Source organism: Sneathiella chungangensis, assembly GCF_009882935.1.
GTDB classification, from domain to species: domain Bacteria; phylum Pseudomonadota; class Alphaproteobacteria; order Sneathiellales; family Sneathiellaceae; genus Sneathiella; species Sneathiella chungangensis.
Genome location: NZ_WTVA01000015.1, coordinates 1 through 11,557, shown reverse-complemented (window position 1 = coordinate 11,557; position 11,557 = coordinate 1). Strand labels below are relative to the sequence as shown.

9 protein-coding genes are annotated in these 11,557 nt (G+C 55.9%); 7 read left to right on the top strand and 2 right to left on the bottom strand.

Annotated features, from left to right (window positions below; all coding sequences use genetic code 11):
• Positions 1-34: 34 nt before the first annotated feature.
• From GQF03_RS13070 to clpB, 7 genes are all read left to right on the top strand, one after another.
• Positions 35-1,429 (top strand): helix-turn-helix domain-containing protein, encoded by a 1,395-nt coding sequence (locus tag GQF03_RS13070; RefSeq protein ID WP_161339744.1) that lies wholly within the window; start codon positions 35-37, stop codon positions 1,427-1,429.
• 124 nt (positions 1,430-1,553) lie between these two features.
• Entirely contained in the window at positions 1,554-2,699 is a 1,146-nt protein-coding gene (gene ispG, locus GQF03_RS13065) for a flavodoxin-dependent (E)-4-hydroxy-3-methylbut-2-enyl-diphosphate synthase (RefSeq protein ID WP_161339743.1), read from the top strand.
• A gap of 39 nt (positions 2,700-2,738) precedes the next feature.
• Positions 2,739-3,983: a histidine--tRNA ligase gene (gene hisS, locus GQF03_RS13060; RefSeq protein ID WP_161339742.1), complete on the top strand. Its 1,245-nt coding sequence runs from the start codon at positions 2,739-2,741 to the stop codon at positions 3,981-3,983.
• A gap of 9 nt (positions 3,984-3,992) precedes the next feature.
• Positions 3,993-5,081: a peptide chain release factor 1 gene (prfA, locus tag GQF03_RS13055; protein ID WP_161339741.1), complete on the top strand. Its 1,089-nt coding sequence runs from the start codon at positions 3,993-3,995 to the stop codon at positions 5,079-5,081.
• Complete coding sequence (gene prmC / locus GQF03_RS13050) at positions 5,071-5,940, top strand: peptide chain release factor N(5)-glutamine methyltransferase (RefSeq protein WP_206376007.1); 870 nt, start codon at positions 5,071-5,073, stop codon at positions 5,938-5,940. Before prfA ends, prmC begins: the two co-directional genes overlap by 11 nt.
• 244 nt (positions 5,941-6,184) lie before the next feature.
• Entirely contained in the window at positions 6,185-6,820 is a 636-nt protein-coding gene (locus GQF03_RS13045; protein WP_161339740.1) for a DUF4167 domain-containing protein, read from the top strand.
• A 245-nt stretch (positions 6,821-7,065) separates the two neighbouring features.
• The gene (gene clpB / locus GQF03_RS13040) at positions 7,066-9,654 is read left to right on the top strand and encodes an ATP-dependent chaperone ClpB (protein ID WP_161339739.1); all 2,589 of its coding nucleotides are present in this window, start codon (positions 7,066-7,068) and stop codon (positions 9,652-9,654) included.
• 87 nt (positions 9,655-9,741) lie between these two features.
• Here clpB and GQF03_RS13035 read toward each other — a convergent pair whose 3' ends face one another.
• Positions 9,742-11,196 (bottom strand): peptidoglycan DD-metalloendopeptidase family protein, encoded by a 1,455-nt coding sequence (locus GQF03_RS13035; RefSeq protein WP_161339738.1) that lies wholly within the window; start codon positions 11,194-11,196, stop codon positions 9,742-9,744.
• A gap of 108 nt (positions 11,197-11,304) precedes the next feature.
• The coding region (locus GQF03_RS18780; RefSeq protein ID WP_206673083.1) for a hypothetical protein at positions 11,305-11,557 on the bottom strand (253 nt) is incomplete at its 5' end.

Sequence of the window (11,557 nt, the reverse complement as noted above, 5' to 3'; positions counted from 1 at the left end):
ACGATTTAAATAACGGTAAATTTGGCGTTCCATTATGGCGAAAGACAGCAAGCGGCGAGACGTCGTGACACAACCTAACCTGTTCAGCAGACATGCATCCAAGGGCAACAGGCTGTCATTCCAAAACCCGAGTGAGACGGAAGAGGCGGTTGAGGAGGCCCCTCTGACCGTTGGCGCTCGCCTTCGCGAGGCGCGCGAGGCGAAAGGTCTCTCCCTTCATCAGGTGGCGGATATCCTGCGCTTGCGGGCGAGCCAGGTGCATGCGCTTGAAGAAGGCGACTTTAAGAGCCTCCCCGGCCAGACATTTGTGACCGGCTTTTTGCGCTCCTACGCAAATTTGCTGGACCTTGATGCGGTCGCCATTGTTGAGCTGTACAAGAATGAAGAAGGCAACGGTCTTCATGTACCGTCGCTCGCGTTTCCCGAACCCACGACCGGCGGACGGATTCCGGGAGCCGGTATTCTGCTCGGCACGCTGGTCTTCGCGCTGATCCTCCTGGCCGGTTGGTTCCTCTATCAGGAAAGCGAGAGTCTTGATTTTGACCGTGTCGCCGAACTTCCGGATCATCTGGCCAGCAAAATTCGCGATGTCGACCTTTCCGGAAATGCAAATAGTTCAGATGGCTCCGAGGAACCGGGCGTGCAGCCGCCAAAAAATATTGCCGAAATTGCACCTGCTACGCCGGTTACGACAGCGCCAGCCCTAAAGGATGAGACGTCAGAAATAACAACCGAAACTGCAGTCTCGTCATCGGATGGTGAGGTTTCGGAAATGGCGGCACTCGAAGAGAAGAAGCCGGTAGAGGAAGCATCCCAGGCGGATGAAAATACCGCCGCCGAAACTACCGCTGAAAATACGGAGCAGCCGTCAGACGCGCCGTCCGGAGATGCGGCGACAAGCGCGCCGGATACCGCAACGGAAGAAAAACCAGCGACGTTCGTTTCCGCCGAAGCTGCACCTGTGGTAGAAGCCGGAAATACCATTACGTCGGTCGATCCGCCATCGGGTGACGCGGCAGCAACATCAGCCGCCGCGGATCAGGCGGTAGACATCAAAACCTATCCGCAGGATACGCTCAAAATAGCGCTGGCGAACCAACCGGTGACCGATGAAGCACGGGAAAGCCCGCTGCCGAGAACATTCGGTGTTGAGAATACGGACGCGCGTGTTGTTCTTCGTGCCACCGAGGAAAGCTGGGTCGAGGTGAAGGCCGCTGATGAAAAGCCGGTGCTCTCGCGGGTTCTGAAGCCCGGCGACGTCTATATGGCGCCCAACGCCCCGGACATCAAGCTGACAACCGGAAACGCGGGCGGACTTGAAATTCGTGTCGATGGCCGGGAGATCAGATCGTTGGGCGGTGCCGGCACGATCCTGCGTGAAGTCCCGCTGGCGGCGGAAAGCCTGCTAGAGAACAGCGGACTGCAATAGCCGAACTCCGCATTCGTTGCGAGGCGCGAACGGTATCACTTGTAATTTCCGTCATTTGCGGCCATTTTAGGCGCGCATTGAGACTACGGCATTTTTTAACGCCAACTTATTAAAGCATGATCCCATGAGCATCAGACCTTACCGAGAAATTGTCCGGCGGAAATCACGCCAGATTTATGTGGGCGACGTCCCCGTTGGCGGTGACGCGCCGATTACCGTTCAATCGATGACCAATACGCTGACTTCCGATGCCAGGGCGACGATTGAGCAGATTCATGCGCTTGAGGATGCCGGTGCGGATATGGTGCGTGTTTCCTGTCCCGACGAGGCGAGCACGAGAGCGCTCAAGGAAATTATCCGGGAAACGAGCGTTCCCGTCATCGCGGATATTCATTTTCACTACAAACGCGGTATTGAGGCGGCGGAAGCGGGCGCGGCGTGCCTCCGGATCAATCCCGGCAATATCGGCTCGGCCGATCGCGTTCGTGATGTGGTCAAGGCGGCGGTTGACCATAACTGCTCGATGCGCATCGGTGTGAATGCGGGCAGCCTGGAGCGTGAGCTTCTTGAGAAATACGGAGAGCCCTGTCCGGAAGCCATGGTCGAATCCGCGCTAAATCATGCGCGTATCCTCGAAGACAATGACTTCTTCAACTTCAAGATCAGCGTCAAAGCATCCGACGTATTCCTCTCCGTTGCCGCCTACCAAGGCCTTGCGGAGGCATGCGATTATCCATTGCATCTCGGGATAACCGAGGCGGGGGGGCTCTCGACGGGGACGGTAAAATCCTCAATCGGGCTTGGCATGCTGCTCTGGTCGGGTATCGGCGATACCATTCGCGTCTCGCTTTCGGCTGATCCGGTCGAGGAGATCAAGGTGGGCTATGAGATCCTGAAATCTCTGGGCCTCCGGCGGCGAGGAGTGACAATCATCTCCTGTCCGTCCTGCGCGCGGCAGGCTTTTCCGGTCATCAAAACGGTGGAAACGCTGGAGCAACGTCTCGCCCATATCCAGACGCCTCTCACCCTCTCGATCATTGGCTGTGTGGTTAATGGTCCGGGGGAGGCGCGCGAAACCGACATCGGCCTGACCGGAGGTGGCAAGGATAACCATATGGTCTATTTAAGTGGCCTTACCGACCATAAAGTGGCGACGGGCGATATGGTCGATCATATTGTCGAGCTGGTCGAGGCCAAGGCCGCCGAAATCGAAGCCTTGAATGCCAGCGGTGAGACGACCGCTATCGAAGCGGCCAAACGGATCGCTTGACCCCCAAAACAGAAGCGAAAAGACAGACGGAGAAACGACGTGTCCTTACCACAGCCAGTCCGCGGCACCCATGATCTGTTGCCAGAGGAATTCGCGCGCCACGCCCATGTGCAGGGGACGGCGCGGGAAATGGCGGCACGTTTTGGCTATGCGGAAATGGCGACGCCGATTTTTGAATTCACAGAGGTCTTTGCCCGGACAATGGGCGAAAGCTCCGATGTGGTGTCGAAGGAAATGTACTCCTTTGAGAGCCGGAGCGGCGAAAGCATGACGCTGCGTCCGGAATATACCGCCGGAATCTGCCGCGCCTTTATCAGCAACGGACTGCAGCAGAACGTTCCCTTCAAGGTCTTTGCGGCGGGCCCAATGTTCCGCTACGAGCGCCCGCAAAAGGGTCGGCAGCGGCAGTTTCATCAGATTGACGTGGAATGCATAGGGGCAGCCGAGGCCAAGGCCGATATCGAGGTTGTCGCTTTGGGGGCGGCGATCCTGGATGCACTTGGCGTCATGGAGAAATGCACGCTGGAGATCAACACGCTCGGGGATACGGAAAGCCGTCAGGCGTATCGGGCCGCGCTCGTCGACTATTTCAACGATCATAAATCCAGTCTGTCGCAGGACAGTCTCGACCGGTTGACGCGAAATCCGCTTCGTATCCTCGACAGCAAGGATAAGGGCGACAGGGTTATTGTCGAGCAGGCGCCGATATTCACCGATTATCTCAACAGCTATTCCAGTGATTTTTTCGATGAAGTGCTGGAGGGGCTGTCGTTGCTTGGTATCGAATATCACCTGAACCGCAGACTCGTGCGGGGGCTCGATTACTATACCCACACCGCATTTGAATTCGTGACGACTGCGCTCGGCGCGCAAGGGGCAGTGATTGCCGGGGGCCGGTATGATGGATTGATCGAAACATTGGGCGGCAAACCGACCCCGGGGATCGGCTGGGCCGGGGGTATCGAGCGGCTGGCGATGCTGGCCGATGAGGCACCGGCGGCTGTTCGCCCGGTCGCCCTCATCCCCGTAGGGGAAGAAGCGGACGCCGTCGCGGCGAAGTTGGCGCATCAACTCCGCAAGGACGGAATATCAATAGAGATGGCCTTCAAGGGCAATGTCGGCAAACGGATGAAAAGGGCGAACAAGCTGAATGCGAGGGCCGCTATTCTGATCGGCGAAGATGAGCTTGTGCGGGATGTCTGCACGCTTCGTGATCTCGATCAGGGTGAGCAGAGCGAAGTCCCGCTCGCCAGCTTATCTTCCGCGCTTCGCCGTCTCCTATAAGGTCCGAGCATGTTACCTGAAGATAAACTCAAGATGATCCAGGCACGCTCTGAAGAGCTTGAGGCCGCAATGTCGGGCGCGATGGGAGATGTTGCCCCGGATGACTTCGTTCGCATGAGCCGTGAATATTCCGAGATCAAGCCGCTGGTTGAGGCAATCGGAAAATATCAGTCGGTCAGAAAGGAACTGAACGATCTTGGCGAAATGCTGGAAAGCGGCGACACGGATCCTGAAATGCGCGAAATGGCCGAGATGGAAATCGATGAGCTGAAGACCCAGCTCCCGGATCTGGAACATTCCATCAAAATCCAGCTTTTGCCGAAGGACGATGCGGATGAGAAAAACGCGATCCTTGAAATCCGTGCGGGAACCGGAGGAGAGGAGGCAGCGCTTTTCGCGGGCGATCTTTATCGCATGTATCAGCGATATGCAGAGGGTCAGGGATGGACATGTGAGACCATGTCCCTTTCAGAATCCGACCTCGGCGGCATCAAGGAAGTCATTGTCAAGGTCACGGGGCGCAACGTGTTCGCCAATCTCAAGTTTGAATCCGGCGTGCATCGTGTGCAGCGCGTTCCGGAAACTGAAACGGGCGGGCGCATTCATACATCGGCCGCGACGGTTGCCGTGCTGCCCGAGGCGGAGGAGGTGGACGTACAGATTGCCGACAGCGATATCCGCATTGACATCTTCCGCGCGTCCGGTCCCGGCGGACAGTCCGTCAACACCACCGACAGCGCCGTCCGTATCACCCATATTCCGACGGGAATCGTCGTTCAGCAGCAGGACGAGAAGTCGCAGCACAAGAACAAGGCCAAGGCGATGAGCGTCTTGCGCTCGCGCATATATGAGGCGGAGCGCGCCGCCCGGGCCGCGGAACGATCGGCGGCGCGCAAGGGCCAGGTCGGATCGGGGGATCGATCGGAACGCATCCGGACCTATAACTTCCCGCAGGGCCGCGTAACCGATCACCGCATCAATCTGACACTCTACAAGCTCGACAGGGTCCTTGCCGGTGAAGCGCTTGATGAAATTATTGAAGCGCTGATCGCGGAAGACCAGGCGGCGTTGCTTTCCGAGATCGAAGGTGAAAACTGACGTGACCTGCCTTGCGCTTCGTCCGGCCGTGCTCGCAGCGACTGAAATCCTGGACCGCGCCGGCGTGGAAAACGCCAAACGTGACGCCGGACTGATACTTGCCCATGTCTTTAAGGATGATATCGGGATTTTATACCGCGAGCCCGATCGCTGTCTCAGCGCCACAGAAAAAGCGGAATTCGATGCACTGGTTGCAAGGCGAGCGTCGAGGGAGCCGCTTTCCCACCTCACCGGACACCGGGAATTCTGGAGCCTCGATTTTCTGGTAACGTCCGATGTTTTGGACCCGCGCCCGGATAGTGAAACCTTGATCGAGGCGGTATTGAAAATGCGGGCGCAGGGCTTTCAACCCCAACGTATTCTCGATCTCGGTACAGGCAGCGGATGCCTTTTGCTGGCGCTGTTGAGCGAATTTCCGGACGCGAGCGGCATCGGTACTGATGCGAGCGAGCCGGCGCTTGCTGTCGCCCGCCGGAACGCGGAGCGGTTACAACTTGCTAATCAGGCCGGCTTCCGCCTTGGAAACTGGGGAGAAGGAGTTACGGAGCGGTTCGATCTTGTGATCAGTAATCCGCCCTATATCCCTTCAGCTGACAAATCCATGTTGCAACCCGAGGTCAGCGAGTTTGAACCGCATTCGGCTTTATTTGGCGGGGAGGATGGCCTGGATTGCTATCGGGAAATTCTTGCGCAGATACACATCCTGCTCCAGCCGGGCGGATTGCTTGTCCTTGAAGTGGGTATAGAGCAGGCGCCCCTTGTTGGGGAATTGGTCGTGAATGCAGGCTTTGTCGCGCCAGAATATCACAAAGATATCGCGGGAATAGAGCGGTGCGTCATGGCGCGGCTCGGTAAATAAGGCGCTTTTTGAAAAAAAGGTTGGATTATTGCGCAAACAGAAGGTAGGCTTTTAGCAGATCATATGTGAATAACGAGACCTCACTTAAGGTCCATGATCTTTATTTAATTCAAAATCAGGCTAGAGCTACCGGGATCGACAAGTCATCTTGGGAGCGCGAGCGGGGTTTCAACAGACGCCTGAATTGAATCAACTTTACAATAAAGCGAAATTAGAACTCTAGATTGACGGAATCATTGCGATAATGAGAGTAAGTAGTAACAGGCGTCCCCGTGGCGGGCGGGCAAACACGGGTGGCAACCGGACAGGTTCCGGGAACAATCGCCGGCCGAATGGCAATAACCGAAATTACGACAGCAATGGCCCGGATGGAAAGATCCGGGGAACGGCTTCCCAGGTCTATGACAAGTATGTCGCCCTTGGCACGGACGCCCAGAATTCCGGCGACCGCGTAGCAGCCGAAAACTACTTTCAACATGCCGAGCATTATTTCCGTATAATCGCCGCAAATTCTGTGCCAGTTCGCGAAAAGCAGAATGCGGATAACACTGAAAATGCCACTGCGGACGATGGCCAAGAAAAAGAGGCGCAGGTTTCCCGGCAATCGAAAGGTCGCGGCGATGACAATGCCGCCAATTCAGATGATAACAGCAAGGAAAGTGTGGACCAGACATCTTTTGTTGACTTGAGTACGGCCGAGCAGCCGGAAATCGAACTCGCGGCAAGCGGCACCGAACAGAGCAACACTGAATCGTCGGAAGAGGATGAGGGATCTGCGAAACCGAAACGCAAAGTCAGCCGGACGCGGACACTGCGTCGCCGCACATCCAGCCGGAATAATAGCGAGAATGATACGGAAGAGGTCAATACGACGGAGTAACGTCAATTGGACGCCGTATGCTGTACCACAGACGCGATGCGGAAGGGAGGTCATATCGGACCTCCCTTTTTTATTATGATCTTGAATTGGTTCAGAAAATGTCCCGGAATTACGCTTGAAATCAACCAATTTCGCCCCACATATAAACCAGTGAAGAAGCCGCTGGCGGGCTTGCAAATTGGTTGCCTCTAAGGGATCATGGGAAGTCGCGCAAGGAAACAGCGGTCTATGTGTCGAGGACGAGCATGGATATCGAAAAATATACAGATCGGTCGAAGGGATTTATTCAATCGGCCCAGACTTTGGCGTTACGTGAAAATCATCAACGGCTGACGCCTGAACATCTCCTGAAAGTCTTGCTGGATGACAAGGAAGGTCTTGCCAGCGGCCTTATCGAAAAAGCGGGCGGCGATGCCAACGCTGCGCGGCAGGGCGTTGAAGGCGCCATCGCGAAAATTCCGCAGGTTACGGGAAGCGGCGCGGGGCAGGTCAACCTGACGCCCGAGCTTGCAAGGGTTTTTGCCTCCGCGGAAAAGCTTGCCGACAAGGCCGGTGACAGCTTCGTTACGGCCGAGCGTCTATTGCTGGCGCTCGCGCTTGAAAAAGGAACGGAGTCGGCGAAAATTCTGGCGAACGCCAATGTCACGCCCAATAATCTCAACGAAGCGATCAATGATCTGCGCAAAGGCCGGACGGCCGACAGCAGCGGGGCGGAGGCGGGTTACGACGCGCTGAATAAATATGCCCGTGATTTGACGGAAGCAGCCCGCAAGGGCAAGCTTGATCCCGTCATCGGACGTGATGAAGAAATCCGCCGGACCATTCAGGTCCTGTCGCGCCGGACAAAAAATAATCCGGTGTTGATCGGCGAGCCCGGCGTCGGTAAAACGGCTATTGTCGAAGGGCTGGCGCTCCGCATTGTCAACGGCGACGTGCCGGAGAGCTTGAAAGACAAGAAATTGATGAGCCTTGACCTGGGCCAATTGATTGCCGGTGCGAAATACCGCGGTGAGTTTGAGGAACGGCTCAAGGCGGTTCTCTCCGAAATCTCGGCAACGGGCGGCGAAATCATTCTCTTTATCGATGAATTGCACACCCTTGTCGGCGCGGGAGCGGCGGAAGGTTCGATGGATGCTTCGAATCTGCTGAAACCGGCCTTGGCCCGCGGTGAGTTGCATTGTGTTGGGGCGACGACGCTCGACGAATATCGCAAATATATTGAAAAGGATGCCGCTCTGGCACGGCGGTTCCAGTCCGTATTCGTCTCCGAGCCGACGGTTGAGGACACGATCTCGATCCTGCGTGGCCTGAAAGAAAAATACGAAGTGCATCATGGCGTCCAGATTTCGGACAATGCGCTTGTGGCTGCCGCAACCTTGTCGAACCGCTATATCACTGATCGGTTTTTGCCGGACAAGGCCATCGACCTGGTTGATGAGGCTGCCAGCCGCCGCCGCATGGAAGTGGACAGCAAGCCTGAAGAAGTCGATGAGCTGGACCGCAAGATCCTGCAGATGAAGATCGAAGCCTCGGCGCTTGAGAAAGAAACGGATAAGGCCTCGAAGGAACGGCTTGAAAAACTCCGCAAGGAACTGGTCGAGCTTGAGAAGCAATCTGCCGATCTGACCGAAAGCTGGCAAATGGAGAAGGAAAAACTCAATCGTGCCCAGCATGTCAAGGAACAGCTTGATACGGCGCGCAATGAACTTGCCACGGTTCAGCGGCAGGGTAATCTGCAGCGCGCCGGAGAGCTCGCCTACGGAGTTATCCCCGAGCTTGAAAAGAAATTGGCCGAAGCCGAGGAAGCTGAAGGCTCCTCTATCGTGCGGGATAGCGTCAAGGAAGAGGATATCGCCGGCGTCGTCTCACGCTGGACCGGTATTCCGATTGACAAGATGCTCTCGGGCGAGCGCGAGAAGCTGCTGAATATGGAAACCGAGCTCCGCAAACGCGTGGTCGGTCAGGAAGAGGCGCTCGTTGCTGTTTCGAACGCGGTTCGCCGTTCGCGGGCCGGATTGCAGGACCCGAACCGCCCAATTGGTTCTTTCTTGTTCCTTGGTCCGACCGGCGTCGGGAAGACGGAACTGACGAAGACGCTCGCCGCGTTCCTTTTCGATGATGAACATGCGCTGCTGCGTGTCGATATGTCGGAGTATATGGAGAAACATAGCGTCGCCCGTCTGATCGGCGCTCCTCCCGGTTATGTTGGGTATGATCAGGGGGGTGTGATCACCGAAGCGGTGCGCCGTCGTCCCTATCAGGTCATTCTGTTCGACGAGATCGAAAAGGCGCATCCGGATGTATTTAATGTGCTCCTACAGGTGCTTGATGATGGCCGCCTGACGGACGGACAGGGCCGGACGGTGGATTTCAAAAATACGCTTATCGTTCTGACGTCCAACCTCGGCAGCGAGCATATGTCTGGCGGTGATGACGTCGATGACGAGCTTGTTCGTCACAAGGTGATGGAAACGGTGCGCGCGGCGTTCCGGCCGGAGTTTCTGAACCGGTTGGATGAGCAGATCATCTTCCACCGGCTGAGCCGCGAGAATATGAGCGCCATCGTCGACATCCAGCTTGAGCATTTGCAGAAGCTGCTTGCCGATCGTCGGATAGAGCTTGATCTTGATCCCGCCGCCTATGAGTGGATCGCCAATCGCGGATACGATCCGGTATATGGTGCCCGGCCGTTGAAGCGGGTGATCCAGCGGTATCTGCAAAATCCGCTGGCCTCTCAGATACTCGAAGGCACGATTGCGGATGGTGCAAAGGTCAGGATCACGGCAAGTGAAGATGGTCTGATGATCAATAATGAACTGGCGGATGCGGCTTAACGGCGTCCCCAGATGACAAGACAAACGGCTGCCAATTTATGGCAGCCGTTTTTTTCTTGCTATCTCATTTCGAAGAAAGCGATTTCTCTAGTCAGCCTTCACGCTCGCCAATTGCGTTTCCAGCTCGACACTGGCGACTTCCTGACGAATTTGTTCCGAGCGGGACTGAAATGCCGCAAGCATTTTGCCGCCAAGTTTGCGGCCCGCCGGCAGTTTAACGGAAAGCGGATTTATCTGTCGGTCGGATTTATGTACTTCGTAATGCAGATGTGGACCGGTAGAGCGGCCTGTTGATCCGACATAGCCGATAATTTGGCCCTGCCGCACCCGCGCGCCCTTGCGAATTCCCTTGGCGAACTTGCTCATATGCGCATAGGCCGTCTTGAATTCGCTGTTATGTCGTATGCGGACGTAGTTGCCGTAGCCGCCGTTCCGCGCCGCAAATTCGACGGTGCCGTTACCGGCCGCCATGATCGGTGTTCCGCTGCGGGCACCAAAATCGACACCGCGATGCATTTTGGTATAGCCGAGTGTCGGATGTTTGCGCTTGCCAAAGCCGGAGGTGAGGCGGGCGCCGTCAATCGGTGTGCGCATAAGCGTTTTCTTTACGCTCTGGCCCTTCTCATCATAATAATCCGTGAAACCATCATCCTCGGTTTTGAACCGGTAGACGGATAGCTTCTTGCCACTCAAGGTCATCGATGCCCAGAGGATCGATCCGTCTTTCAGGATATTTCCATTCTCGTCGGCAAAGCGTTCGAAATAGACTTCAAAGCTGTCGCCGGGCTGGATCTCACGCTGAAAGTCGACGTCATAGCTGAAAATCCGGATAAGATCGACGATTGTCTTGGTGGGAATGCCCGCCTGTGCCGCCGACAGGAAAAGCGAACTATCAATGACGCCGCCCGCCCGGACCATTTTCTTGTCCAGCTCTAGGATTGTTTCCTGCGCAGTAAAACCGGAGCCAGGTGTGCGCACTGCTGCCAGCTGGCGATCGACATCTTCATTCAGAGAGACGCGAATTAGGCTTGGCGTGGCGGCATCGCTCTGCTGGATATCGTCCGCATTGCCGAAATAAAGCGTGATGTCCTGACCAATCCGCAGGCTGCGCGGGTCAAAAATCTCGTTAAGGGCGGTAATTGCCTCATGGCTTTCCGTGCGATCGGCACCGGCCCTCGTCAGGACTTCCATCAGGGTGTCGCCCTTGCTGACGGAAACCGTCTTGGTCATTTCCTGAAGGCTTTCGGTTTTCGGCGTCGCATAAGCGGCAACAGTTACTTCAGCCTCCTTTTCCAGAACTTCGGAGGCTTCGATTTCATCGCTTTCCTCCGGCTTGGAGGCAGCGGCTTCAAGGGGTGCGCCGGGCGCCTCTTGGCTTTCTTCCATGCTCAGGCTTGAACTCGGAATATCACTTGAACTTGTCAGGAAAGTTGTCGCAAGCAGGGCTCCAACGGCGCCGCCGGCAATTAATGTCATGACAGGTATCAGCAAGGACTTGCCAAATGGGCCCACCAGGGCGCCTGATTTCATTTTCTTCAGCACTCGTTGAACCACCTAATCTAATGTGTTGATTTAGAACCCGTTAACCATAATTGCGCGACAAAAGATGCTGTCAGATCGCAATTTTGTCAAGTAATCCTCAATTTTTCCTTAAGTTATGCAAACCGACTGTTCTCGTGGCTGGCGGGCAATCGATTCCGAACCCAAGGCACCGGTCCCGTCTTTATTGGTGCATCTGTCCCGTTTGGGCGAGATAGAATCCGGTTTGAAGGCTTGGACAATCGGCTTGTACGGGAGGTTTGCGGCATAAACAAGGCCGCCAAAAAAAACTGAAAAATTTCCGTTGACGTGATTGGATGATGTGCCTATAAACCGCGTCACGCTGACGGGGCGGGTCTGGATG

Coding starts and splice junctions, on each gene's coding strand:
- GQF03_RS13070 (WP_161339744.1), top strand. CDS start 35: ATGGCGAAAGACAGCAAGCGGCGAGACGTCGTGACACAACCTAACCTG.
- ispG (WP_161339743.1), top strand. CDS start 1,554: ATGAGCATCAGACCTTACCGAGAAATTGTCCGGCGGAAATCACGCCAG.
- prfA (WP_161339741.1), top strand. CDS start 3,993: ATGTTACCTGAAGATAAACTCAAGATGATCCAGGCACGCTCTGAAGAG.
- GQF03_RS13045 (WP_161339740.1), top strand. CDS start 6,185: ATGAGAGTAAGTAGTAACAGGCGTCCCCGTGGCGGGCGGGCAAACACG.
- clpB (WP_161339739.1), top strand. CDS start 7,066: ATGGATATCGAAAAATATACAGATCGGTCGAAGGGATTTATTCAATCG.